The 22,563-nt window shown below is 66.9% G+C and carries 24 protein-coding genes; 13 read left to right on the forward strand and 11 right to left on the reverse strand.

From position 1 onward, the window contains the following. Window positions 1-8: 8 nt before the first annotated feature. The 4 genes from pcaH to AC4BCK_RS20465 form a co-directional block, all read right to left on the reverse strand. Window positions 9-881, reverse strand: coding sequence for a protocatechuate 3,4-dioxygenase subunit beta (pcaH, locus tag AC4BCK_RS20450; RefSeq protein WP_174177763.1), 873 nt, complete (start codon window positions 879-881; stop codon window positions 9-11). 62 nt (window positions 882-943) lie between these two features. Beyond that, the gene (locus AC4BCK_RS20455) at window positions 944-2,827 is read right to left on the reverse strand and encodes a bifunctional sugar phosphate isomerase/epimerase/4-hydroxyphenylpyruvate dioxygenase family protein (RefSeq protein WP_490566416.1); all 1,884 of its coding nucleotides are present in this window, start codon (window positions 2,825-2,827) and stop codon (window positions 944-946) included. Next, entirely contained in the window at window positions 2,827-3,708 is an 882-nt protein-coding gene (locus AC4BCK_RS20460; RefSeq protein ID WP_174177767.1) for a shikimate dehydrogenase, read from the reverse strand. The genes AC4BCK_RS20455 and AC4BCK_RS20460 overlap by 1 nt, the downstream gene beginning before the upstream one ends. A 135-nt stretch (window positions 3,709-3,843) precedes the next feature. Beyond that, the gene (locus AC4BCK_RS20465) at window positions 3,844-4,671 is read right to left on the reverse strand and encodes an IclR family transcriptional regulator (RefSeq protein WP_490566417.1); all 828 of its coding nucleotides are present in this window, start codon (window positions 4,669-4,671) and stop codon (window positions 3,844-3,846) included. A gap of 228 nt (window positions 4,672-4,899) precedes the next feature. Here AC4BCK_RS20465 and AC4BCK_RS20470 point away from each other — a divergent pair, with 228 nt between their 5' ends. Then, window positions 4,900-6,219, forward strand: a complete 1,320-nt coding sequence (locus AC4BCK_RS20470; protein ID WP_310113062.1) for an MFS transporter — start codon at window positions 4,900-4,902, stop codon at window positions 6,217-6,219. Window positions 6,220-6,387: 168 nt separating this feature from the next. Here the strand turns inward: AC4BCK_RS20470 and AC4BCK_RS20475 are convergent, their stop codons facing one another. Together AC4BCK_RS20475 and AC4BCK_RS20480 are read right to left on the reverse strand one after the other, a co-directional pair. Then, entirely contained in the window at window positions 6,388-7,476 is a 1,089-nt protein-coding gene (locus AC4BCK_RS20475) for an ATP-dependent DNA ligase (RefSeq protein ID WP_363958637.1), read from the reverse strand. A gap of 52 nt (window positions 7,477-7,528) precedes the next feature. Further along, the gene (locus AC4BCK_RS20480; RefSeq protein ID WP_251424497.1) at window positions 7,529-8,452 is read right to left on the reverse strand and encodes an AEC family transporter; all 924 of its coding nucleotides are present in this window, start codon (window positions 8,450-8,452) and stop codon (window positions 7,529-7,531) included. Between the two features lie 140 nt (window positions 8,453-8,592). On the opposite strand from AC4BCK_RS20480, the gene AC4BCK_RS20485 reads away from it, so the two are divergent. The 5 genes from AC4BCK_RS20485 to AC4BCK_RS20505 all read left to right on the forward strand — a co-directional run bounded on the left by AC4BCK_RS20485 (window position 8,593) and on the right by AC4BCK_RS20505 (window position 13,204). Beyond that, complete coding sequence (locus AC4BCK_RS20485) at window positions 8,593-9,585, forward strand: TIGR03885 family FMN-dependent LLM class oxidoreductase (protein WP_363937452.1); 993 nt, start codon at window positions 8,593-8,595, stop codon at window positions 9,583-9,585. Then, window positions 9,582-11,276: an alpha-amylase family protein gene (locus tag AC4BCK_RS20490; RefSeq protein WP_490566418.1), complete on the forward strand. Its 1,695-nt coding sequence runs from the start codon at window positions 9,582-9,584 to the stop codon at window positions 11,274-11,276. Before AC4BCK_RS20485 ends, AC4BCK_RS20490 begins: the two co-directional genes overlap by 4 nt. Then, window positions 11,273-11,434 (forward strand): hypothetical protein, encoded by a 162-nt coding sequence (locus tag AC4BCK_RS20495; RefSeq protein ID WP_251424454.1) that lies wholly within the window; start codon window positions 11,273-11,275, stop codon window positions 11,432-11,434. The genes AC4BCK_RS20490 and AC4BCK_RS20495 overlap by 4 nt, the downstream gene beginning before the upstream one ends. Before the next feature lie 105 nt (window positions 11,435-11,539). Continuing rightward, window positions 11,540-12,769, forward strand: a complete 1,230-nt coding sequence (locus AC4BCK_RS20500) for a pyridoxal phosphate-dependent aminotransferase (protein WP_066272546.1) — start codon at window positions 11,540-11,542, stop codon at window positions 12,767-12,769. Between the two features lie 198 nt (window positions 12,770-12,967). Then, window positions 12,968-13,204, forward strand: a complete 237-nt coding sequence (locus AC4BCK_RS20505) for a hypothetical protein (protein WP_066272548.1) — start codon at window positions 12,968-12,970, stop codon at window positions 13,202-13,204. A gap of 76 nt (window positions 13,205-13,280) precedes the next feature. Here the strand turns inward: AC4BCK_RS20505 and AC4BCK_RS20510 are convergent, their stop codons facing one another. The 3 genes from AC4BCK_RS20510 to AC4BCK_RS20520 all read right to left on the reverse strand — a co-directional run bounded on the left by AC4BCK_RS20510 (window position 13,281) and on the right by AC4BCK_RS20520 (window position 14,944). Continuing rightward, window positions 13,281-13,568 carry a MoaD/ThiS family protein gene (locus tag AC4BCK_RS20510; protein WP_174177838.1) on the reverse strand — a complete coding sequence of 96 codons (288 nt, stop codon included), beginning with the start codon at window positions 13,566-13,568 and terminating at the stop codon, window positions 13,281-13,283. A gap of 7 nt (window positions 13,569-13,575) precedes the next feature. Continuing rightward, window positions 13,576-14,682: a WD40/YVTN/BNR-like repeat-containing protein gene (locus AC4BCK_RS20515; RefSeq protein ID WP_174177783.1), complete on the reverse strand. Its 1,107-nt coding sequence runs from the start codon at window positions 14,680-14,682 to the stop codon at window positions 13,576-13,578. A 61-nt stretch (window positions 14,683-14,743) separates the two neighbouring features. Then, window positions 14,744-14,944 (reverse strand): hypothetical protein, encoded by a 201-nt coding sequence (locus tag AC4BCK_RS20520; protein ID WP_066280037.1) that lies wholly within the window; start codon window positions 14,942-14,944, stop codon window positions 14,744-14,746. A 293-nt stretch (window positions 14,945-15,237) separates the two neighbouring features. On the opposite strand from AC4BCK_RS20520, the gene AC4BCK_RS20525 reads away from it, so the two are divergent. From AC4BCK_RS20525 to AC4BCK_RS20550, 6 genes are all read left to right on the forward strand, one after another. Continuing rightward, on the forward strand, window positions 15,238-15,936 hold the full coding sequence (locus tag AC4BCK_RS20525) for a hypothetical protein (RefSeq protein ID WP_490566419.1): 699 nt from the start codon (window positions 15,238-15,240) through the stop codon (window positions 15,934-15,936). Window positions 15,937-16,084: 148 nt separating this feature from the next. Then, window positions 16,085-16,831, forward strand: a complete 747-nt coding sequence (locus AC4BCK_RS20530) for a class F sortase (protein WP_174177788.1) — start codon at window positions 16,085-16,087, stop codon at window positions 16,829-16,831. Window positions 16,832-16,898: 67 nt separating this feature from the next. Then, window positions 16,899-17,417: a universal stress protein gene (locus AC4BCK_RS20535; protein WP_174177790.1), complete on the forward strand. Its 519-nt coding sequence runs from the start codon at window positions 16,899-16,901 to the stop codon at window positions 17,415-17,417. 244 nt (window positions 17,418-17,661) lie between these two features. After that, on the forward strand, window positions 17,662-18,006 hold the full coding sequence (locus tag AC4BCK_RS20540) for a metal-sensitive transcriptional regulator (protein ID WP_174177792.1): 345 nt from the start codon (window positions 17,662-17,664) through the stop codon (window positions 18,004-18,006). Between the two features lie 55 nt (window positions 18,007-18,061). Further along, complete coding sequence (locus tag AC4BCK_RS20545; RefSeq protein WP_174177794.1) at window positions 18,062-18,301, forward strand: heavy-metal-associated domain-containing protein; 240 nt, start codon at window positions 18,062-18,064, stop codon at window positions 18,299-18,301. 25 nt (window positions 18,302-18,326) lie between these two features. After that, window positions 18,327-20,624, forward strand: coding sequence for a heavy metal translocating P-type ATPase (locus AC4BCK_RS20550; RefSeq protein ID WP_490566420.1), 2,298 nt, complete (start codon window positions 18,327-18,329; stop codon window positions 20,622-20,624). Between the two features lie 23 nt (window positions 20,625-20,647). On the opposite strand, the gene AC4BCK_RS20555 is transcribed toward AC4BCK_RS20550, so the two are convergent. After that, window positions 20,648-20,920, reverse strand: coding sequence for a DUF2277 domain-containing protein (locus AC4BCK_RS20555; protein WP_174177798.1), 273 nt, complete (start codon window positions 20,918-20,920; stop codon window positions 20,648-20,650). Between the two features lie 214 nt (window positions 20,921-21,134). Between AC4BCK_RS20555 and AC4BCK_RS20560 the strand changes: the two genes are divergently transcribed. Further along, window positions 21,135-21,398 carry a WXG100 family type VII secretion target gene (locus AC4BCK_RS20560; RefSeq protein WP_104186801.1) on the forward strand — a complete coding sequence of 88 codons (264 nt, stop codon included), beginning with the start codon at window positions 21,135-21,137 and terminating at the stop codon, window positions 21,396-21,398. A gap of 99 nt (window positions 21,399-21,497) precedes the next feature. Here AC4BCK_RS20560 and AC4BCK_RS20565 read toward each other — a convergent pair whose 3' ends face one another. After that, window positions 21,498-22,550 (reverse strand): EamA family transporter, encoded by a 1,053-nt coding sequence (locus tag AC4BCK_RS20565; RefSeq protein WP_251424464.1) that lies wholly within the window; start codon window positions 22,548-22,550, stop codon window positions 21,498-21,500. Between the last annotated feature and the right edge of the window lie 13 nt (window positions 22,551-22,563).

Here is a 22,563-nt window from a genome sequence, read left to right on the forward strand (position 1 = left end):
TCCTCTGCCTATTCCTCGTCGCCTGCGGCACCAAGTGCCTCGTTTTCGGTCCAGGTCCGCTTGGGCCCGGTCAGGACAATGTCCCAGTTGTACCCAAGGGCCCACTCGGGCTCGGTGAGGCTGTGGTCGTAGGTGGCCACCAGCCGGTCGCGGGCGTCCTGGTCCACGATGGTCTGGTAGATCGGGTCCAGCGGGAACAGCTGGTCGCCCGGGAAATACATCTGGGTGATGATCCGTTGGGTGAACTCGGTTCCGAACAGGGAGAAATGGATGTGCGCCGGGCGCCAGGCATTCAGGTGGTTCTTCCACGGGTACGCCCCGGGCTTGATGGTGGTGAACCGGTAGGACCCGTCCGGGCCGGTGATGCAGCGGCCGATGCCCGTAAAGTTCGGGTCGATCGGCGCCGGGTGCTGGTCGCGCTTGTGGATGTACCGGCCGGAGGAATTGGCCTGCCAGATCTCCACCAACTGACCGGCAACGGGGCGGCCGTCGCCGTCCAGGACCCGGCCTGCCACGATGATCCGCTCGCCCTGGGGCTCGCCGTTGTGCTGGATGGTCAGGTCCGACTCAAGGGCGTGCACGTCCTGGTGGCCGAAGGCCGGCGAGTACAGCTCGATGGTTTCCGGGTCCGCGTGGTGCAGGCTTTTGGTGGGGTGCCGCAGGATGCTGGAGCGGTAGGGCGGGTAGTCCAGCCGCGGCTGGGTTTCGGCGGGGGAACCCTCTTTGAGGGCCCGTGCGTAGGCTTCGCCCAGGGCGTTGATCTCTGCACTGAGGTCAGCCTGGGTTTCAATGGCGCGGTCAAGGGGCATGTGTGCGGCCTTCGGCTCGGCGGGCGGCACAGACTCGTCGGTATCAAGCTGGGCGTTGGTTTCTTCCGGCACGGCTGGCTCCTTTCTGGTTTTCGTTGTGATTCGTAGGGCAGTTGGTCAGTTCGGCGGCCGGCTCAGGTCCGGTGCAGCGAGTCGTACTGGACCGCGTGCCGGACCGGGGCGTTGGGCGCCCCGTACCCGTCGTAGCCGCCGCGGCGTTCCACCATCTCGAAGAACACACTGCCCACCGTGGCGGTGTAGAAGTGGAGGAATTCGCCGTCCGCATCGCGGTCGTAGAGGAGGTTGAGCTCCTGCAGGGTGGCCAGGAACCCGGGGTCAAGGTCGAACCGGGCGTCCAGGTCCTCGTAGTAGTTCGCGGGGATCTGCAGGAATTCGAGGCCCCGGTCCCGGGCGGCCCGGGCAGTGGCCACGAGGTCCTTCACGGCGAACGCGATGTGCTCCTGGTAGGTCTTGCGGACTTCGCTGCGGGCCTGCTGCACCGGCGCCAGGTTCAGCACCAGCCGGACGGCGGCGTCGGAGGTGGTCATCACCTGCGAGCGCACCAGCCCGCTGGGGCTGGGCACTTCGGCGAAGGGCTGCGGTTCCAGGGCCAGGGCGCTGGTGTAGAACAGGACGGCCTCGTCGAAGTGCTGCCACGGCTGGGCGAGGTTGACGTGGTCGATGACCGCAGCCGCACCCGGCCCGCCGGAAGGAGTGCGGTGTTCCAGGCCTTCCCCGAATTCACGGGTCCAGGCTGCCGTGCCGTCCGGGCTGCCCTGGCACAGGAAGATTTCCGTTGAGTCGGGCGCGGAGATGCCCTGGAAGACTTCCTCGTCGGCCTGGACCTTGCGGGCCACCACGGGAGCCTTGAGCTGCTGCGCCCGGGCCGAGGCAATCACGGGTGAATCGACGTCGAACCCCAAGGCGGCGATCGACGGTTCGGCGTGCGATGCCGCCTGCTCGTTGATGATCACGCGCGCCTGGCCCATGGTCCACAGCTGCACGTCCTTGGTGCGGTGCCTGCCCTCGAACCCGAAGCCAAGCTGGCCCAGGAGCTTCTCCAGCTGTGCGGTATCGTCCGCTTTGACCTCGGCGAAGTTGAAGCCCGCCGGTTCGCTGACCTTGGGCAGCGTGGCGAGTTCCATAGGATAACGACGGCGGGAGGCAGCACTGCCGCCCTCTGCGGCTTCCGCGCTGCCTGCCAGCCATTTGGCGCTCTGTTCCTCCAGCCAGATGAGCGAGCGCATGGCGTCCACGGCTGTGCGGTCCACATCCGACTGGCGGAAGACATCGTTGAAGACCTCCAGGGAGACCGGGCCGGAGTAGCCGGCCCGGACCACGTGGCCCATGAACTTGGCCAGCTCGAACTGCCCCTCGCCCGGGAACACGCGGTAGTGGCGGCTCCAGGACAGCACATCCATGGTGAGTTTCGGGGCGTCCGCAACCTGGACGAAGAAGATCTTCTCGGGGTCGAGCCTTTCTATTGGCGCGGTGTCCCAGTCGCGGGACAGGATGTGGAAGGAGTCCAGGCAGGTTCCCAGGTTGGGGTGGTCCACCATCTCCACCAGGCGGTAGGCGTGCTCGTAGTCGTTCACGTGCTTGCCCCAGGCCAGGGCCTCGTAGGCCACCTTGATGCCGTGGTCGCCGGCAAGTCCGGCCAGCTGGGCGAGCTGTTCGGCGCGGACGGCGTCGTCGTCGATCGTGGCCGTGGCAACGTTGGAGCAGACCAGGATGGTGTCCATGCCCAGGCGGGACATCAGGTTGAACTTCGCCTCCGCCCGCCGGAGGTTCGCCTTCAGCAGGTCCGGGGCCACGCCGTCGAAATCCCGGAACGGCTGGTAGAGGTCCAGCCCCAGGCCAAGGTCTGCTGCCATGGACCGGACGTCCCCGGGGCTCAGCGGCGAGGTGACCAGGTCCTGTTCAAAGATCTCGATGCCGTCGAACCCGGCGATGGCACAGGCCTGCATCTTCTCCTTCAGGGTGCCGGAGAGGCAGACGGTGGCGATACCGGTGCGCATCAGGCAGCCACCTCTTCTGCGGCCACGAGCTCCAGGAAGTGCGAGCGCATGCGGTCCGGATCGGGTTCCAGGCCCGTGAAGATGCGGAAGGCATCTGCGGCCTGGCCCACTGCCATCCGGCCGCCGTCCAGGACCTCGCAGCCCTTGGCGCGGGCGCCCCGGACGAGCTCGGTGTCGATGGGGCGGTAGACAATGTCCGCCACCCAGTGCCGGGACTCCAGCAGCTCCAGGTCCAGCGGAACGCCGGGGTGGGCGGCCATCCCCACGGGGGTGCAGTGCACCAGGCCGTCGGCCAGCGGCATCAGCTGCGGCAGCTCCGCCGTCGTGCGCGCCACAACGGTGCTGTCCGGGAAGAAGCCGGCCAGTTCGGCTGCCCGGGCGGCGCTGCGGGCGGCGTCCATGTCCACGAGGTCCAGGTGGCGGACCCCGGCGGTGAGGAGGGCGTAGGCCACGGCGGAACCTGCCCCGCCGGCGCCCAGCTGGACCACCCGGTCCAGCCTGGCGCCGGGAAGTCCTGAGGAGAGGGCTGCGGCAAAGCCGGAAAAGTCTGTGTTGTGGCCTATGAACCGGCCGCCGTCGATCACCACGGTATTGACCGCACCGAGCCGCACGGCGTCCGGCGTCACCTCGTCCAGGTGCTGCAGGACCAGCTGCTTGCAGGGGTGCGTGATGTTCAGGCCGTTGAAGCCGAGGTTCCTGGCACTGCGCAGCAGCTCTCCCACGGAGTCGCCGGGAAGGCCGAGTTCCACGAGGTCGATGGGCCGGTAGAGGTAGCGCAGGCCCTGGACATCCCCTTCGCGCTCGTGCATGGGCGGGGTGAGTGACGGCATCACACCATCGCCGACCAGTCCCACCAGGTAGGACTCAGTTCGATTACTCATCCGTGCAGCTCCTTTGGTACGGCACCGGGCAGGAGCAGTGCGCCAGGCGGGTGCTGCTGCTGCGGTGTTGAAAGTTACGGTACATCATTTGTTCTATCAGCGCACTCTTGTTCCACATACGAACAAATAGCCGAGTCAGCGTTGCGGCAGGCGGGCCGCAAGCTCGGCGGCCGCCTCCTGCAGCAGCGGGACGCACGCCGCCAGTTCCTCCAGGCCCATGCGGAAGACGGGGACCGCCGTTGCCAGGGAAGCGAAGGCGTGGCCCTGGGAGTTGAGAAGCGGAACGGCGACGGCACGCATGCCCATCTCGTTTTCCTCGTCCATCACGGCATATCCTTGGCGCCGGACCTTATCGATTTCCGCGCGGAAGGCGTCCAGATCCGTGATGGACTTTTCCGTGAGCTGCTCCAGCGGGAGATCCTCCAGCAGCCGTTCGCGGTCGGCGTCCTCCGCAAAGGCAACCAGCACTTTTCCGACGGCGGTAGTGGAGAGGGAGCCCAAGTGGCCGGGGTCGCTGGTCACCCGGAACATCTGCGGACCGTCCACCTTGTTGACCGTGAGGTGGTGGTGGCCGTCGCGGACGCTGAGGATGGTGGCCTCGCCCGTCTGTTCGGTGACCCGGCGGAGGACCGGCATGGCCGTGCCGGCGAAGCCGTGATGGTTGGAGACCCGCTGGCCCAGCTGGAAGATCCGCAGGCCCAGGTGGTAGCGGCGGCCGTCCGGTTCGTAGTCCACGAAGCCGTCGCGGGTCAGGGACCCCAGCAGGCGGTAGGTGGTACTGAAGGGCAGCTCGGCCCGTCGGGAGATCTCTGCGGCACTGGCCCCGCGCGGCTCATCGCCCAGAAGGACCAGGAGGCCCAGGGCCTTCCCCACCATGTCCGTGCGGTCCGCTTTGGCCGCCTTGGCCTCAGGAGGGGTGTCAGCAGTTACGTCGTTGTCCGCTGTGGCTTGGTTCACACTCATGGATCGATGCTCCCACATAGTGAGAGTTATTTCTAGATAGTGATTATTTTCTTGACAGGTGACCGCACTCACAGTCACTATTGCTGTATCGCACAAGTAGCTCCCACCATGTGGCTACTGCCCGGGTTATCCCGCACCAATGCCGAGCCGCGCCTCCACCTGAAGGCAGCGCCGGCCGCGAGCCCCCCTGATCCATCCGCGACAAAGTCGTCACATCTAAGGAACTCCATGAGCCAGACACTTCCGTCCGCCGAGCCAGGCATTGCCGCCCCGGCCGGGACGCCGAAGAAGGCAGCCCTCGCCAGCTTCCTGGGCAGCGCCGTCGAATATTACGATTTCTTCATTTTCGGATCCGCAGCAGCCCTGATCTTCCCCACGGTCTTCTTCCCCAATGCTGACGCGAACGCGGCCATCATGTCCTTCGCCACGTTCGGTTTCGCCTATGTGGCGCGCCCCGTGGGCGCCGTGATCCTGGGGCACTTCGGTGACAGGGTGGGCCGGCAGAAGGTCCTGATGTTCACCCTCCTCCTGATGGGTGCCTCCACCTTCCTCATCGGCTGCCTGCCGGACTTCAACACGGTTGGCTGGTGGGCTCCCGCCCTGCTGGTGCTGGCCCGGCTCTGCCAGGGCCTGTCCGCCGCCGGGGAACAGGCCGGAGCCTCCTCCATGACCCTTGAGCACGCCCCGGACAACCGGCGCTCCTTCTTCACCTCCTGGACCCTCACGGGCACCCAGGGCGGCCAGATCCTCGCAGCCCTGGTCTTCATCCCCGTCCTGGCCCTCCCGGACGAGATCAAGTACGGCATAGGCTGGCGCATCCCGTTCTGGCTGAGCGCCGTGGTGGTTGTTGTTGCCTTCTTCATCCGGCGCACCCTGCACGAGCCGCCGGCCTTCGAGGAAGCCCAGAAGACCGCCCAAATTTCCAAGCTCCCGGTTGCCGACCTGCTCAAGGCCCACTGGCGCGACGTCCTCCGCGTGATCTGCTGCGCCTTCATCGCCGCCGTCTCCACCGTGTTCGGCACCCTCGCCATCAGCTATGCCAAGACCGTGGCGGGCGTCGACGGCACCACCACCCTCTGGCTCGTGGTCGGCGCCAACTTCGTGGCCCTGGGCACCCAGCCGCTCTTCGGCATGCTGGCTGACAGGATCGGCCGCAAGCCCGTCTTCATTTACGGGGCTGTGGCCAGCGCCATCCTGACGCCCGTCTTCCTGCTCAGCCTGGAATCCGGCAGCGTGCCGCTGATGTTCCTGGCCGCCATCGGCTTCTTCTCCTGCGGCTACGCAGCCTCCAACGCCGTCTGGCCGTCCTTCTACGCCGAGATGTTCAGCACCAAGGTCCGCTTCTCCGGCCTGGCCATCGGCACCCAGCTGGGCTTCCTGATGGCAGGGTTCGCACCTGCAATCGTGGCGGCCATGGGCGGGATCAGGCCCGGCGGCTGGGTCCAGATCAGCATCTTCACCGCCGTGATCTGCGGCATCGCGGCCATCTCCGCCCTGACTGCCAAGGAGTCCTACAAGACCCCCACCACGCAGCTCGGCCTCAAGTAGAACCCCGCCCGGCTGGAAGTACCGTCCAGCCCGGTTTTGGAACCGGAAAGCCCGCCATTCCCCCCATATGGCGGGCTTTTCCCCGTTGAAAAATGGGCTGTTCCGGCGCCGCCCGGGGCAGCAGGCACGACGTCGGGTGGCCGGGGACGCCGGCGGCCTCCCCAAAACCTAGGGCCGGCCGGCCTCCAGCACCGACGCCAGGTCAAAACTGACCGGCTCCTCCAGCTGCGCGTACGTGCACGATTCCGGGTCCCGGTCCGGCCGCCAGCGGTTGAACTGGGCCGTGTGCCGGAACCGTTCCCCCTCCATGTGGTCGTACCGCACCTCCACCACCAGCTCCGGGCGGAGGGGTACGAAGGACAGGTCCTTGCCGGCGCTCCAGCGGCTGCCCTCGGCGTTGCGCGGCGTCCGTTCCCCCTCCTCCTGCTTGGCCCACGCCCACGGGTGGTCATCGAAGGTGGTTACCAGCGGCTGGAGCTGCTCGTACAGCTCCTTGCGCCGCTTCATGGGGAAGGCGCCGATCACGCCCACGCTGGCCAGGCCGCCGTCGTCCTTGTACAACCCCAGCAGCAGCGAGCCGACCACATCCGGCCCGCTCTTGTGCAGGCGGTAACCGGCCACCACGCAGTCAGCGGTGCGTTCATGCTTGGTCTTGAACATCACCCGCTTGTCCGGCTCGTACCGGCCGTCCAGGCGCTTGGCCACAACGCCGTCCAGCCCGGCGCCCTCGAACTGGCGGAACCACTGCTCCGCCGTATCCTTGTCCGTGGTGGCGGCGGTGAGGTGGACCGGGGCCTTGCTCGCCGCGAGCGCCTTTTCCAGGGCCGCACGCCGTTCGGTGAAGGGCCGGCCGGTGTAGTCGTCGTCACCGAGGGCCAGAAGATCGAACGCCACGAAGGAGGCCGGTGTCTGGGAAGCGAGCAGCTTGACCCGGCTGGCTGCGGGGTGGATGCGCTGCTGCAGGGCGTCGAAATCGAGGCGGTCGCCGGAGGAACCGACCAGGATGATCTCGCCGTCCACCACGCAGCGTGGCGGCAGGTTCTCCTTCAGCGCCTCAACAAGCTCGGGAAAATAGCGCGTCATGGGCTTCTCGTTGCGGCTGCCGATCTCCAGCTCATCGCCGTCCCGGAAGATGATGGACCGGAATCCGTCCCATTTCGGCTCATAGCTGAGGTCCCCGCCCCCTGCAACACCAGGAATGCCGCTGACGGCCTTGGCGAGCATGGGCGGGACGGGCGGCATCACGGGAAGTTCCATGCTGCCCATTCTTGCCCGGGGACGTGCCCCTGCGTAACCCCGCCCCGCGGGCTCACCCCGCCAGCAGCCACACGATGAGGATCAGGGACGGCGCCGCTGCCGCCGTTGACAGCAGGACCGTTTCGCGGGCCACTGCGACCCCGCGCCCGTACTTGCCGGCGAACAGGAACACGTTCTGGGCTGTGGGAAGGGCGGCCATCAGCACCACGCCCAGGAGCATGTGCTGGTCCAGGTTGAAGATAAAGCGTCCGACGGCGAACGCCACCGCGGGCATCACGGCGGACTTCAGCGCCGTGGCCGTCAGGATTTCGGCCGTGTGCCCGCCGCTGCGCAGCATCCGGGTGCCGTGCAGGGACATGCCGAAGGCGAGCAGCACCACCGGAACGGCAGCCCCGCCCAGGAGGGAGAGGGGTGCCATCACAGGTGGAGGAAGTTCCACCCGGAACGCGGCCAGGACCACGCCGAGCAGGGACGCGATGATCATCGGGTTGCGGAAGGGCTGGGAGAGCAGCAGCCTGGGCGACACCCGGCCGGCGGCGGAGAGGTCCAGCAGGGTGAGGACCACGGGCGCCAAGAGGAGGAGCTGGACCAGCAGGACCGGTGCCACCGGGGTGGCGTCGCCCAGGGCGTACAGCATGATGGGGATGCCGATATTGTTGGCGTTGACGTAGGAGCTGGCCATCGCGCCGACGGCGGTCTCAGCCAGCGGCCGCCGGAACCACAGCCTGCTGGCCAGCACGTACAGCAGCGCCGTGGCCGACGCCGTCAGAATGGCCAGCGGAACGTAGGCGGAGAAGACCACGGTGAGGTCCGATTCCAGGACCACCGTGAACAGCAGGACGGGGTTGGTGATGAAGAAGGCAGTCCGGGTGAGCGCCGAGACCGTGGGTTCCCCGCCCAGCCCGCAGCGAGCGGCAATGTAGCCCACGGCGATGACGGCGCCGATTACCGCCAGCCCCACCAGCACACCGCCCACGAGTGGTACGTCCTTCCAGCTCCGCCGCCTGCGCAGGAATTCCGGGATGCGCAGTAATACAGGCTTCAAACTTATCTGACAAGTGGCGCCGGGCAGGCCAGCCCTCGACACGGCACCCCTGCGGACGGTAGAGGTTAACGATGGTTACTGTCGGCTTCCACGCCTCACACGAACAGATCAGTCCCGCCCAGCTGCTCAAGGACGTCCAGCACGCGGAACAGGCAGGATTCGATGCCGCCATGTGCTCTGACCATATTGAGCCGTGGTCCGCCCGGCAGGGCCACTCCGGGTTCGCCTGGTCCTGGCTGGGCGCGGCGCTGGCCACCACCAGCCTGCGCTTCGGTGTGGTGACCGCCCCGGGCCAGCGGTACCACCCCGCCATCATCGCCCACGCCTCGGCCACCCTGGCCGGCATGTTTCCGGAACGGTTCTGGATGGCCACCGGGAGCGGCGAGAACATGAATGAGCACGTCACCGGTGACGCCTGGCCGCCGAAGGAAACACGGCAGCGCCGGCTGGAGGAGTGCGTTGAGGTGATCCGCCGGCTGCATCGCGGCGAGGAGGTCACCCACCACGGCCTTGTCACCGTTGAACAGGCCCGGATCTGGGACGTGCCGGACTCCCCGCCGCCGATTATCGCACCGGCCATCAGTGTGGAGACCGCCCGCCGCTCTGCAGCCTGGGCGGACGGCCTGGTCACCATCAACCAGCCGGCCGGCAAGCTCAAGGACATGCTGGCGGCATACCGGGACAACGGCGGCCGCGGCAGGACCGCGCTGCAGGTGCACCTGTCCTGGGCCCCCCGTGAACAGGACGCGGCAGCCATTGCGCTGGACCAGTGGCGGACCAACACCTTCGCCCCGCCGGTCCCGTGGGACCTTCCCACGGCCGGGCATTTCGACGGCGTGAGCGGGCATATCGGCGAGGACCAGGTCCGGAAGGCGGTCAACGTCTCGGCAAGCCTGGACCAGCACGCCGAGTGGCTGGGGGCGTACGCGGCCCTGGGCTTCGACGAGCTCTACCTGCACTTCGTGGGGCAGGAGCAGGCCCCGTTCATTGATGCGTTTGCGGCAGATGTCCTTCCGCAGCTGCAGGGCTCGAAGGTCCAGGCGCCGGCGCAGGCACCCGCATGAGGCTCGCCGAAACTTCGGACCTGTGGTGGAAGAACGCCGTGGTCTACTGCCTGGACGTGGAGACGTTCTTTGACGACGACGGCGATGGCACCGGCGATTTTGCCGGACTGACCCAGCGCGTGGACTACCTCGCCGCACTGGGCGTGACCTGTATCTGGCTCATGCCGTTCTACCCCTCCCCGGACCGCGACGACGGGTACGACGTGACGGACTTCTTCGCCGTGGATCCCCGGCTGGGCACCATGGGGGACGTTGTGGAGTTCATCCGGGCGGCCAAGGACCGTGGAATGCGCGTCATCGCCGACTTCGTGGTGAACCACACCTCGGACCAGCACCCCTGGTTTGTCGAGGCCAGGAAATCCAAGGACAACAAATACCGCGACTACTACGTGTGGCGGAGCGACACTCCCCCGGACACCTCCTCGGAGGTGGTGTTCCCTGGCGAGGAGGACTCGCTGTGGGAAAAGGATGAAGCCACCGGCGAGTGGTACCTGCACATGTTCGCCAAGCACCAGCCGGACCTGGATGTCACCAATCCCTCCGTCCGGAACGAGATTGCCAAGGCGATGGGCCTGTGGCTGGAACTGGGCCTGGACGGCTTCCGCCTGGACGCGGTGCCCTTCTTCCTGGAGACCCGCGGCCAGCCCAAGGACGAGGCCGCGAACCTGGATCCGCATGAGTACCTGGCCGCACTGCGCAGCTTCGTGAGCCGGCGCAACGGCAGCGCCATCCTCCTGGGCGAGGTGAACCTGCCGTACAAGGAGCAGCTTGAGTACTTCGGCGGTCCGGACGGGAACGAACTCAACATGCAGTTCGACTTCATGTCCATGCAGCACATCTATCTGTCGCTGGCACGCCAGGACGCCCGTCCACTGGCGGAGACGCTGAAGAGCAGGCCGCCGCTGCACCCGGACAACCAGTGGGCCATGTTCGTGCGGAACCACGACGAACTCACTCTGGACAAGCTCAGCGACGGTGAGCGGGAAGAGGTCTTTTCCGCGTTTGGGCCGGAGAAGAACATGCAGATCTATGGCCGCGGCCTGCGCCGCCGCCTTCCCCCGATGCTTGGCGGCGACGCAGGGCGCATCCGCATGGTGTACTCGCTGATGTTCGCCCTGCCGGGCACTCCGGTGCTCTTTTATGGGGAGGAGATCGGCATGGGAGAGGACCTCCGGCAGAAAGGCCGGGCTTCCGTGCGCACCCCCATGCAGTGGAACGGCGAAAAGAACGCCGGCTTCTCCACGGCCAAGGTATCGGACCTGGTGGCGCCGCTGGCCCGGGGAGAATACGGTCCCGGGCACGTCAACGCCGCGGCCGCGAAGAGGGATCCCGGCTCGCTGTTCAACTTCTTGGTCACGCTGATCCGCCGCTTCCGCGAATCGGCGGAGCTGGGCTGGGGCGAGTTCGCCATCATCGACCAGCCAGAGCCTGCAGTCCTTGCCCACACCTGCAGTTCGGACGGCGGCACACTGGTGCTGCTGCACAACTTCGGGGAGGCCCCCGTGAAGGTAAACGGCACAGTGGCCCCGGAGGACGGGCCAGCGAATGCGTTCCGGGACGCCACCCTGCTGGACCTGTTCGACGGCGACAACATCACCCTGGATCCCGACGGCGGCTTCACCGTTGAACTGGAACGTTACGGATACCGCTGGTACCGCCTCCACCGCAAAGGCGACAGGCTGGCACCATGAGGTGGGTGGTCCCGCTGCTCGTCGTGGTGCTCGGCGGGGCCGTCTTCGTGCTCGGCGGCGCCGATGATTCCCCGGGCCTGCAGGGCATCGGTGCGGTGCTCGTGGCCGGTGGGGTCACCCTCGGCGTCCGCGGCGTGCGCCGGGACCGCCGACGGTAGGCAGCAGTCTTGAAGCACCACGCAACTGTGCCGGAACCGCACCACGGCCAGGCGCCCGGACCGTAGACGGGACGCCGTCGCCGTCCGTGTGTGAAAAAATCAACCATGCGCCCCATGCAGCACTCCAGCAAGCTCCAAAACGTCCGGTACGAACTCCGCGGACCCATCCTCCAGGCCGCCAAGGCCATGGAGGCGGAAGGGCACCGGATCCTCAAGATGAACCTTGGGGACACCGCGCCGTTCGGCCTGGAAACGCCGGAGTCCGTGGTGGTGGACATGATCCACCACCTGAGGGGCGCCCAGGGATACAGCGACTCGAAGGGGATCTTCTCAGCGCGGACCGCCATCTCGCAGTACTACCAGACGCGCGGCCTGATGCAGATCGGGGTGGAGGACATCTTCATCGGCAACGGCGTCAGCGAACTCATTTCCATGTGCCTGCAGGCGTTTATGGAAAACGGCGACGAGATCCTGGTGCCGGCACCGGACTACCCGCTGTGGACCGCAGCGGTCACGCTGACAGGGGGCAAGCCGGTGCACTACCTCTGCGACGAAGGGGAGAACTGGTGGCCGGACATGGCCGACGTGGAGGCCAAGATCACCAGCCGCACCAAGGGGATTGTGATCATCAACCCCAACAACCCCACGGGCGCCGTCTATCCGCGGCACATCCTGGAGCAGTTCGCGGCCTTGGCCCGGAAACACCACCTGGTCCTGTTCTCGGACGAGATCTACGAGAAGGTGCTGTATGAGGAGGCCCAGCATATCCACACCGCGGCCGTGGCCGAGGACGTCTGCTGCCTGACGTTCAGCGGGCTGTCCAAGGCGTACCGCATGCCCGGCTACCGGGCAGGCTGGGTTGCCGTCACCGGGCCACTTGCCGCCACCGCCGCCTACCGGGAAGGACTGGAACTGCTGGCCTCCCTGCGGCTGTGCCCCAACGTTCCGGCCCAGCATGCCATCCAGACCTGCCTTGGCGGCTACCAGAGCATCGACGCCCTGGTGCGGCCCGGAGGCAGGCTCCGTGAACAGCGCGATCTCGCCTACCAGCTCCTGACCGAGATACCGGGCGTGACGTGTGTCCCCGCGGCGGGCGCCATGTACCTGTTCCCCCGCCTCGATCCGGAGCTCTACCCCATCAGCAGCGACGAACAGTTTGTCCTGGACCTGCTGAAGGACCAGAAGATCCTCGTCTCGCACGGTTCCGCGTTTAACTGGCCGACGCCGGACCACTTCCGGTTCGTGATCCTTCCGTCCGTCCTGGACATCCGGGAGGCTGTGCACCGCATCTCCACCTTCCTGGCGGCATACCGCGCCAGCGTGGAACTGCCGTAGGGCCCCTTAAGGCCGCACCGCCGTCGGGCCCTGCCCGCCTGTTCTGCCGTGGTGCCCGGGAAATTCGGTTCGGGAAACAGCTCCGGCGCGAAGAACTAACCCGCGCCTAACCGCGGGGAAACGCGGGCGCAACATTGCCCCGGCACACTGGATTCTGCAGGCAAGAGCCGGCACCAGCCCCAGCCAGGAGGCCCCGCCATGAAGCAGAAAGCGACACCACATGTGACACGAGTCCGCGCCCTGGACCAGCTCCACCGCGGCGACGAGATCGAAGCCCGCCTCTCCGTGGGCCCTTCCTACGACGACGTTGTGATCCGCCGCGGAAGTGTCCAGGAAACCGCGCCCGGCATCGGCGTGGTCTGGATCCTGGACCGGCTCACCGGCCTGCGCAAAGCGATCAATACGGACGAATGCAGCGTCTGGCGGCTCGCCTGAAACTGTCGGGATCCGCGGCCCGGGTGTAGCCAGCAAGGGCTGCCCGCCGCACCGGAACCTTCGGCACCATAGCCGTTCAACCCCCGGCTACCGACTGGATGACCAGTACTTCCTGGCCTGGAGCCACCTCGGTTTCCAGGCCCTGCAACCGCCGCACCTCGTCCCCGCCGACGTACACATTCACGAAGCGCCGCAGCGCGCCGGTCTCGTCACGGAGCCGCCGGGCCAGCACTGCGAAGTCCGAGGTCACCGCATCGAGGAGCTTTCCCACCGAAACCGGCCCGTCGGCGGGCGCAGTCAGGACGGACTGCCCGCCGGCCAGCGGCTGCAGAACGCTGGGAAGCACCACCCTGATTTCCCGCACGCTGCTGTCAGGCACCTGAGATCACGGCTGCCCGGACACAGAGCACATCCGGGAGATGGGACACAACCTCCCGGAATGTCGCCCCTTCGTCCGCACTCGCGTAGACCGAGCCGCCGCGCGTCCCAAAATAGACCCCGGCCGGCTCCGCTGTGTCCACCGAGGCAGCATCGCGCAGGACGCTGTTGTATTCCCCGGCGGGCAAGCCGTTGCTGAGCCTTTTCCAAGTGGACCCGGCGTCGTCCGTGCGGTGGACGGCCAGCTCGCCGTCCGGCGGAATGCGTTCGCCGTCCGCTTTCAGGGGGATGACCCACGCCGTGCCCTCCCGGCGGGGATGGGTGAGCATCACAAAGCCGAAATCCGCCGGCAGTCCCTCCGCGATGGAGTTCCAGCTGTCCGCGTTGTCATCCGTGCGGTAGACGCCGTGGTGGTTCTGGGCGTAGAGGCGGCCGTCGACGGCGGCATCCGCTGCGATCTTGTGGACGCACTGCCCGAACTCCGGGTTGGGGTCGGGCATGAAGTAGGCCGAAATGCCGCGGTTGCGCGGCTCCCAGGAGGTGCCGCCGTCGAGCGACCGGTAGACGCCTCCCGTGCTCATGGCCACGTGCACCGTCTCCCCGGCCGGATGGACCACGATGGAGTGCGCGGCGGCACCGCCGTAGCCCGCGCCCCACTCGCTGCGGTGGGGATGGTCCCACAGCCCGCGGTTCAGTTCAAAGTGTTCACCGCCGTCGGTGGATTTCCACACGGAAATGGGCTCCGCTCCCGCCCAGACGACGCCCGGACGTTCCTCCGCGTCCGGATAAATCTGCCAGATGCGCTCCAGCGCGGCACCCGTGTCCTCCGGAAACCTGACGGCGCCCTGCTCGGGCTCAGACCATGTGGCACCCAGGTCATCGGAGTGCGCAACGGTGGGCCCCCAATGCTCACTGCGGACGCCCACCATGATCCGGGTCCGGCCCTCCCGGGTGTCTATGCCGATGCTGGGGATCTCACTCATGAGGAAGTGCGGGCCAGTGAAAGACCATTGTTGCCTGTCACTGCTGGTGGCCAGCCAGAGGCCCTTTTTGGTCCCGATCGCTAAGACAAAACTCTCTGCGGTTGCCATGCCCACCATGCAACCACCGAGCACAGCAGCCCGCAATGGTTATTTTGTGTCACCGCGGGCCTGCCGAATCCTAGTCCACGAACTCCGACTGGGTTTCGATAAAGTCCCAGTCGGCCGGGGTCAGGACGGCCGCTGGATTGTCCGGATGGGGGCCGCCCGCTTCCGCAATCCCCTGGAGCACCGGAAGGGGCAACTCCTCGGCCCGAAGGTTTTCCCGCAGCCATTCCTTGCTTGCCAGGTCCAGGTCCAGCCACCACATGTAGATTTCCATGACTTCATGCACCTTTCGTATGTTCCAACGTTAGGCCCGGGCGGATGCGCGGACAAGATACACCCGCGGGAGGCAGGTAGCCAGTGCAGGGCGACCCCGATGATGCGGGTACCCGCAAGTAACCGCATCGTCCGGTCGCCGGAAAAGACGAGTACCCCCTACTCAGGACCGCCTCCAGCCCCCACCCCTAGCCTGAAAACTCAAGCAAGCTGACCGTGTTGCTGGGGCATTCGGCGCAAGTGCTGGCCTCCTCATCATGGTCCGTTTCACCATTCAAACCTGGGGAGAAAACAATGAAACGTACCTTTGTGACTGTGGGGGTCGTGGGACTGGGCCTGCTCAGCGTTACGGCACCGGCCATGGCAGCGCCTGAAAGAGTCATCGTCTGCCACAGCGACGGAAGCAGCTGGACGCCGCTGGAATTCAACATCAACGGCCTGAATGGCCACGACCAGCACCCGCTGGACATCATTCCGCCTACCTCCGAGTCGCCCGGCAAGAACTGGACCAACGCCGGAAAACTTCTCTACGTCGAGAAGTGCGCGGCGTTGCCGCCGGGCGAAACACTGCCGGAGGAGCCGGCTGAGGAGGAGCCGGTGGTGGAAACACCTGTTGTGGAGACGCCGGTGGTGGAAACACCTGTTGTAGAGACGCCGGTGGTGGAGACACCTGTTGTTCAAACACCCGCCGGGGAGGCGCCCGCGCTGACTCCTGCTGCCGAACAGTCCGTGGTGGTTCCGCCGGCAGCAGCGCCCGGTGCGGCTCCGCAGGCAGCGGCACCTGTTGCGCCTGCTCCGCGGGCAGCCGTCCAGCAGCCAACCGCTGTAACGGGGGCCACCAGCCTCGGTACCAACCAGGGGTACAACGCCCAGACCGCCGTCGGTGGTTCCGGCAGCATTCCGTCATGGCTGGCCGGGCTGGGAGCGTTGGCGGCAGCGGGAGCGGCAGTGGCTCTCCGCCGCCGGTCCCGTCCGTTCACCACGGCCGGCTGACACAGCCACACCGCAGCCCCCGGCTCGTGGCTCGGTGAGCACGGACCGGGCCGCGGCCCTTGACAGGGAAGGCGTCCCGCCAGTGCCCGGCGGGGCGCCTTCCCTCCTCTCGTCTATTCCTCCCTTCGTCAAAATATCGAGGAGCACCATGGCCAAGGTCCCCAGCCGGCACGCAGTGGGCGCGAAGCGCGCACCGCGGCGCTGGAACCGTGGGGACCTGGCCATTCTCATGTGCGGCATCCTGGCGTTCCTGTCCATCAGCTTCGGCGCACCGCTCCTGACGCACTCAGCCCCTGGTGGCAGCGCGCAGGGGTCCATAACGGCGGCGAAGCCAACCGCCGCCGGCGTCCCGGCCACGGACCCGGCGCCCATCGCGGTTACGGGTCCAGCGGAAGGAACCGCCGCGCCTTTCGACTCCACCGCCAGTCCTGCCCCGGCCCCCCTGCTGCCCGAAGCCGCCGAGCCGCTCCGTATCCGGTACCCGTCCGCCGGCTTCGACGTCCCTGTCCACCGCCTGGACCTGGACAGCGACGCCCGGGCCAAACAGACCGTTGTGCCGCCCGAAACCAAGGACGGCTACTGGCTGGCGCCCTTCGGCACCCCCGGCCACGGTTCGGCCAACACCACCTACGTCATCGGACACAGCTGGGACGGCGCGGAGGCACCCTTCAACCACCTGAGTTCAGCGGCAGCAGTGGGTGACCGGTTTGAGGTGGACACGGCTGCCGGCACCATCGCCTACCAGGTGGACACCGTCACCACGTACCTCAAGGCCACCCTCAAGGACAGCCCCGTTTGGGAGATCGTGCCGAACCGGCTGGTCCTGATCAGCTGCTACACGGAGGACCCGTGGGGAAAAAACGTGGTTGTCACGGCCTCGCCCGCCATTCCCTGACGGCCCGAAAGGCACGCGCTCTCCACCCGCCCTATCCAAGAGCATTCAAGGAGGCTGAAAATAAGCTATGAGCCCGGAACAGATGAACAGCAACCCTCCCCTGGTGGTGGGCATCGCACCCGGACAGCACGTTGAGGTCCTGCAGACCGCCGTCTCACTCGCCGCCCGCCTGGGGACGCGGTTGCTCTGCGCCTATGTGGACGAGGCCAGCTTCCTGGTGGACTGGGACCCTGCGCGGCCCGCCCACCGGCTCTCCCTGCACCCCGACACGGACGACGCAAACATCGGTGCCGTGGCGCTGGAACTCAAGTCCGCAATCGAAGCGGCGGTGGCCGGCGTCCCGCCCGGTACTGCGGCGGCGGAATGGACCCTGCAGACCCTCGCCGGGGATCCCGCCCGCGCCCTCGCCCGGCTCGCAGCCGAAAACGACGCGCCGATGATCATCGTGGGAACCTCTGAGCGTGGCTTCTCCCATCGCCTGGCAGAAGCCCTCAGCGGGTCCGTGGGTGCCTGGCTCACGCACCACCAGAGCAGGCCTGTCCTCATAGTTCCCTACCGGATGCCTGCCCACGACGACCGGCCGTGAAACTAAAGCGAAAGTACTTATTCGGGGTGCTGGCGGACCGGACTACCAGCCAGTAAGCTGATTCAAGCAAGACGGGTTCCAGCAGGATGGAACCCGGGTATTGCCCAAAAGCTGCTCCGGAGTGCGTATCCCCCAATAACGCACTCCGGAGCTTTTTTGTGCCCGGGTTGGGAAGACGCCCCGAGTACTATATACCCCCCAGGGGTACTTGTGGGTATACCCCAAGGGGGTATATGGTGTGGTCATGAGCGGAATCGAAGAAGCAGTCAGCGGACACACTGCGGACCTGCAGCCGCCGCACGGCTATACGGGCAACAAGGAGGCCTACCTCCGCCGGCTCAAGCGCATCGAGGGCCAGGTCCGCGGGATCGCGCGCATGGTGGATGAGGACAAGTACTGCATTGACATCCTCACCCAGGTTGCGGCCGTCACCAAGGCCCTGCACGCCGTCAGCCTTGGCCTGGTGGAAGAGCACATCGGCCACTGCGTAGTGGGCGCGGCTTCCGAACCGGACCCGGCAGCCCGTGCCGACGCTATCGACGCCAAGGTCAAGGAAGCCGCCGACGCCATCGGCCGGCTGCTCCGCTGACAAAGAACCTACCCAACAAGCGCCGGTTACCGCCGGCAAACCTGAAGGAGCAGCCATGAGCACCACCTCCCCCACCACCACACGGGTCAGCGTCTCGGGAATGACCTGCGGCCACTGCGTTTCGGCGGTCAGCGAAGAACTCGAAGCGCTGGCCGGCGTCGAAGAGGTGTCGGTGGAACTGAACGCCGGAGGCATCTCCACAGTGACCATCACCTCCAGCTCGGAGCTGTCCCCTTCAGAGATCGGGGAAGCGGTCGCCGAAGCCGGCTACCTCGTCGTCGCCAACGAAGCCTAAGAACGCCACTGAAGCAGGGAACCCCATGAGCAACCAGGAACTCCTCCGCCGGCCCGCCACCCGGGTGGTGGAACTCGACATCGAGGGCATGACCTGCGCCTCCTGCGTCAACCGGGTGGAGAAGAAACTTGGCAAGCTCGACGGCGTGCAGGCCTCGGTCAACCTGCCCCTGGAATCAGCCCACGTGACGGTTCCGGCAGGCATCACTGACGAGCAGATCACGGCAACAGTGGAAGCCGCGGGGTACAAGGCAACCGTCCGCCAGCCACTCAAGCAGGGCCAAGGCCCTGCAGGTGAAACCGGGGACCTGTCCGCAGCGAAGCTTCGCCCCCGCCTGATCCTTGCCGCGGTTCTGACAGTCCCCGTTTTCGTCATCTCGATGGTGCCGGCAGCCCAGTTCCCGCACTGGGGCTGGGTGGCAGCCCTCCTGGCCCTGCCTGTGGTGACGTGGGCAGCGTGGCCGTTCCACCGGGCCGCGGCGGTCAACGCCCGCCACCTCGCGTCCACCATGGACACGCTGGTGTCCATCGGTGTGACGGCGGCGTACCTGTTCTCCGCGTGGCAGCTGTTTGCGGATCCCCGCATGACTGAACATCCGGGGATGGAAGGCATGGAAACCGGCGGCCTCTACTTTGAGGTGGCCGCCGTCGTCACCACGTTCCTGCTCCTGGGCCGCTTCCTTGAGGCCAATGCCAAGCAAAAGGCCGGCGATGCCCTGCATGCACTCCTGAACCTGGGCGCCAAGGATGCCACCGTCCTCCGTGACGGCAAGGAACAGCGCATCCGGGCCGACCTCCTGCAGGTGGATGATGTCCTGGTGGTCCGCCCCGGCGAAAAGATCGCCACCGACGGCGTGGTGACGGATGGGGACTCGGCCGTGGACGCTTCACTGGTGACCGGCGAATCGGTGCCCGTGGAGGTAGGCCCGGGAAGCCGTGTCACGGGCGCCACCATCAACACCTCGGGCCGCCTGCTGGTGCGTGCAACCCGCGTTGGCTCCGAGACGACCCTTGCCCAAATGGCACGGCTCGTGTCGCAGGCGCAGACCGGCAAGGCACCCATCGCCCGCCTCGCTGACCGCATCAGTTCAGTCTTTGTTCCGGTGGTCCTGGCCATTGCCGCGCTCACGTTCGTCCTCTGGCTCCTCTTCACGGGACCGGACGTGGGCAGCGACGACCTCCGCTCGGCGTTCACCGCCGCCGTCGCCGTCCTGGTGATTGCCTGCCCGTGCGCGCTGGGCCTCGCCACCCCGGTTGGCCTGCTGACGGGAACGGGGCGCGGCGCCCAGCTGGGAATCCTCATCAAAGGGCCGCAGGTTCTGGAGGACACCCGCACCGTTGACACCATTTTGCTGGACAAGACCGGGACCGTGACCACCGGCGTTCTCGCCGTGGACGCGACGGTTGCCTTCGGGAACTTCGGGGAAGGCGAGGTGCTGCGCCTGGCGGGGGCCGTGGAGGCAGCGTCGGAGCACCCGGTGGCCAGGGCCATCACTGCCGCGGCCCGTGCGGATACCACGGGATTGCCCACAGCGGACGACGACGGCACCCTCCCTGCCGTGGAAGGCTTCCGTTCCGCGCCCGGCGGCGGCGTTACCGGCACCGTCGAGGGCAGGGTGGTCCTGGCGGGCCGGACAGGCTGGCTGGAGCAGAACAACATCACCATCCCGCAGGAGCAGCAGGCCTCACTGGCAGCTGCGGAAGCCTCCGGCGCCACCGCTATCTGGGTTGCCGTGGACGGCCTTGTTGCCGGCATCATCAGCCTCCGGGACACCCTCAAGGACGGTTCCGCCGCCGCCATTGCGCACCTGAAGCGGCTGGGCCTGCGCCCCATCCTGCTCACCGGTGACAACGCGGCCGTTGCAGCCCAGGTGGCGGCCGCCGTCGGCATAGCCAAGGAAGACGTCTACGCGGGGGTCCTGCCCGAAGGGAAAGTGGAGGCGGTGCGCAGGCTCCAGGCCGGCGGTGCCACCGTGGCCATGGCCGGAGACGGCGTGAATGACGCTGCCGCACTGGCCCAGGCTGACCTGGGTATTGCGATGGGTTCCGGCACGGACGTGGCCATCGAAGCCGCGGACCTGACGGTGATGGGCAATAACCTTGCCCAGGTGGCGCAGGCCATCGAACTCTCCCGCAGGACCCTGGCCACCATCAAGACCAACCTCTTCTGGGCATTCTTCTACAACGCCGTGGGCATCCCGGTGGCTGCCCTGGGCCTGCTCAACCCGATGATCGCCGGGGCCGCCATGGCCGCCAGCTCGGTCCTGGTGGTGGCCAACTCGCTGCGCCTGCGAAGCTTCGGCAAGCAGCCGCCGGCCAGCTAGACCGGGCGACGCAGCCTCTGCGCTCAGGCGGCGCCGTAGCGTACGGCTGCCCGCGCCCTGGCCTTGGCTGCCTCGGCTTCCCGGTCCTTGGGCGGCGCCTGCGAAACCAGGGCGTCCAGGAGGTGCTGGGTGATGTGGGCGATCTCGTGGACGGCCTCATCAAAGGCTTCCTGGTTGGCCTTGGACGGCTTGGTGCTGCCGCTGATCTTGCGCACGTACTGCAGGGCGGCGGCGTGCACTTCCTCCGAAGTGGCGTGCGGTTCGAAGTTGTGGAGGGTTCGGATATTCCGGCACATACAGCCATGCTAGGCTCTGGAACGCCTGGGATCGACCCCCTTCGGAGCGGTTCGCGCAAGCACCGGCCATGGGGAGCCCGGCATGGGCAGGGCTGCCCATCGACGCTGCCTCAGCGGCCGGGGTAGGTTTTAGGCAATGGATCTTCCGGATGAGCCGGGGGGCCGAGGGGGATGCCGACCTGGTTCGGATCCACGATTCTATGAGGAGAAACTGATGGCTATTTGGGGTGCAGACGTTCAGCAGCTTCGTCAGCTGGGCAGCAAGCTTCAGGCAGGTGCAACCGAGATCGACAACCAGAAGTCCAATCTCAACAGCCTTCTGCAGAGCACCAACTGGAAGGGCCCGGACGCGGACAAGTTCCGTGACGAATGGTCCGGTACCCACACCACCATGCTGACCAAGGTTGCCGACGCGCTCAGGGAAGCCGGCACCAAGGCCAAGCGCAACGCCGAACAGCAGGAGCAGGCCTCCAACTAGTCCCTGCGCACTGCGCACGGTCCGTCAGGCGGGTCCGGACACCCAGGGGGTGTCCGGACCCGCCGCGTTTAAGGTCCTGTCCGCCCGGTGCCGTACACGCTAAGGAACGGGTTCGACGTCGTTCGCGTGTTCCAGCGGCGACGCTGCCCTGGGCAGTTCCTGGCCGGGCGGCTCCTCCCCGCGTGTTGCGCGGCCGGCCCCCGGACCGCGCAGCTCATCGACCCGGACCAGGACTACGCCTCCAACGATCAGGACGCCGCCCAGGAGTTGGATGGCCCCGGGCAGTTCGCCGAGCAGCAGCCACGCCCACACGACGGCGAAGAGGACCTCGGTCAGCGACACGAACGACGCCACCTTGGAGCCCAGCGCCCGTGCGGCCATGATGCCGGAGACGTAGGCCAGCACTGTTGCCAGGACCACGAGCCCCGCCAGTGACACCCACCAGGGCGTGATCCAGGGTCCCAGCCTGGTGTCGGCCGTGCTGAATGCCATGGGCAGCAGGCCGGTGGCAGCCGCAAGCCACATCACGGCGGCACCGACAAACAGCCCGCCCGAGGCCAGCACGATGGGCGGGAGTGTGTCATTCTCCTTTGCGGTGATGAAGAAGTAGATGGCAAGGCACACGGCAGCGGCCATGCCCCAAAGGACGCCAACAACGTCAATCTTGACGGCCCCGGTCAGGTCCAGGACCAGGACCAGGCCGGCGAGGGACAGCAGCGTCCCGCCAAAGGTCAGCAGCCGCGGCCGCTTCCGGCTGGCGGCCCAGAGCCAGAGCACAATGATCACCGGGGCAAGGTATTCGAGGAGCAGCGCCACGCCTACCGACAGCCTCGCGACTGCGTTGAAGTAGAAAAGCTGGCAGGCTGCGACGCCGATCAGCCCGAACAGCGCGATGGTCACCCAGTTGTCCCGCAGTTGATGCCAGCGGCCCCTCAGAGCGGGGATGGCGGGCACGGCGAGGATCAGGGCTGCGCCGGTGAGCCGTGCCGTAACGGCCGCCCCCGGAGTCCATCCCGATTCCAGGAGGGCCTTGGCGAAGGACCCGGAAAGGCCGAAGACCGCGGATGAAAAGAGTGCGATGCCCAAGCCGGAGGCGAGGAAGCCGCGCCTGGCCACGGGCAGACGGCCGGGCGCGCTGCGTGCAGCGGACATTGATCGGCTCCTG

The organism is Pseudarthrobacter sp. As-47, assembly GCF_058215595.1.

What these genes read in the sequence shown, in the direction of transcription:
- AC4BCK_RS20455 (WP_490566416.1), bottom strand. Translation starts at nt 2,827, where the DNA reads ATGCGCACCGGTATCGCCACCGTCTGCCTCTCCGGCACCCTGAAGGAG.
- AC4BCK_RS20460 (WP_174177767.1), bottom strand. Translation starts at nt 3,708, where the DNA reads ATGAGTAATCGAACTGAGTCCTACCTGGTGGGACTGGTCGGCGATGGT.
- AC4BCK_RS20465 (WP_490566417.1), bottom strand. Translation starts at nt 4,671, where the DNA reads ATGAGTGTGAACCAAGCCACAGCGGACAACGACGTAACTGCTGACACC.
- AC4BCK_RS20470 (WP_310113062.1), top strand. Translation starts at nt 4,900, where the DNA reads ATGAGCCAGACACTTCCGTCCGCCGAGCCAGGCATTGCCGCCCCGGCC.
- AC4BCK_RS20475 (WP_363958637.1), bottom strand. Translation starts at nt 7,476, where the DNA reads ATGGAACTTCCCGTGATGCCGCCCGTCCCGCCCATGCTCGCCAAGGCC.
- AC4BCK_RS20485 (WP_363937452.1), top strand. Translation starts at nt 8,593, where the DNA reads ATGGTTACTGTCGGCTTCCACGCCTCACACGAACAGATCAGTCCCGCC.
- AC4BCK_RS20490 (WP_490566418.1), top strand. Translation starts at nt 9,582, where the DNA reads ATGAGGCTCGCCGAAACTTCGGACCTGTGGTGGAAGAACGCCGTGGTC.
- AC4BCK_RS20495 (WP_251424454.1), top strand. Translation starts at nt 11,273, where the DNA reads ATGAGGTGGGTGGTCCCGCTGCTCGTCGTGGTGCTCGGCGGGGCCGTC.
- AC4BCK_RS20500 (WP_066272546.1), top strand. Translation starts at nt 11,540, where the DNA reads ATGCGCCCCATGCAGCACTCCAGCAAGCTCCAAAACGTCCGGTACGAA.
- AC4BCK_RS20505 (WP_066272548.1), top strand. Translation starts at nt 12,968, where the DNA reads ATGAAGCAGAAAGCGACACCACATGTGACACGAGTCCGCGCCCTGGAC.
- AC4BCK_RS20515 (WP_174177783.1), bottom strand. Translation starts at nt 14,682, where the DNA reads ATGGTGGGCATGGCAACCGCAGAGAGTTTTGTCTTAGCGATCGGGACC.
- AC4BCK_RS20520 (WP_066280037.1), bottom strand. Translation starts at nt 14,944, where the DNA reads ATGGAAATCTACATGTGGTGGCTGGACCTGGACCTGGCAAGCAAGGAA.
- AC4BCK_RS20525 (WP_490566419.1), top strand. Translation starts at nt 15,238, where the DNA reads ATGAAACGTACCTTTGTGACTGTGGGGGTCGTGGGACTGGGCCTGCTC.
- AC4BCK_RS20530 (WP_174177788.1), top strand. Translation starts at nt 16,085, where the DNA reads ATGGCCAAGGTCCCCAGCCGGCACGCAGTGGGCGCGAAGCGCGCACCG.
- AC4BCK_RS20535 (WP_174177790.1), top strand. Translation starts at nt 16,899, where the DNA reads ATGAGCCCGGAACAGATGAACAGCAACCCTCCCCTGGTGGTGGGCATC.
- AC4BCK_RS20540 (WP_174177792.1), top strand. Translation starts at nt 17,662, where the DNA reads ATGAGCGGAATCGAAGAAGCAGTCAGCGGACACACTGCGGACCTGCAG.
- AC4BCK_RS20545 (WP_174177794.1), top strand. Translation starts at nt 18,062, where the DNA reads ATGAGCACCACCTCCCCCACCACCACACGGGTCAGCGTCTCGGGAATG.
- AC4BCK_RS20550 (WP_490566420.1), top strand. Translation starts at nt 18,327, where the DNA reads ATGAGCAACCAGGAACTCCTCCGCCGGCCCGCCACCCGGGTGGTGGAA.
- AC4BCK_RS20555 (WP_174177798.1), bottom strand. Translation starts at nt 20,920, where the DNA reads ATGTGCCGGAATATCCGAACCCTCCACAACTTCGAACCGCACGCCACT.
- AC4BCK_RS20560 (WP_104186801.1), top strand. Translation starts at nt 21,135, where the DNA reads ATGGCTATTTGGGGTGCAGACGTTCAGCAGCTTCGTCAGCTGGGCAGC.
- AC4BCK_RS20565 (WP_251424464.1), bottom strand. Translation starts at nt 22,550, where the DNA reads ATGTCCGCTGCACGCAGCGCGCCCGGCCGTCTGCCCGTGGCCAGGCGC.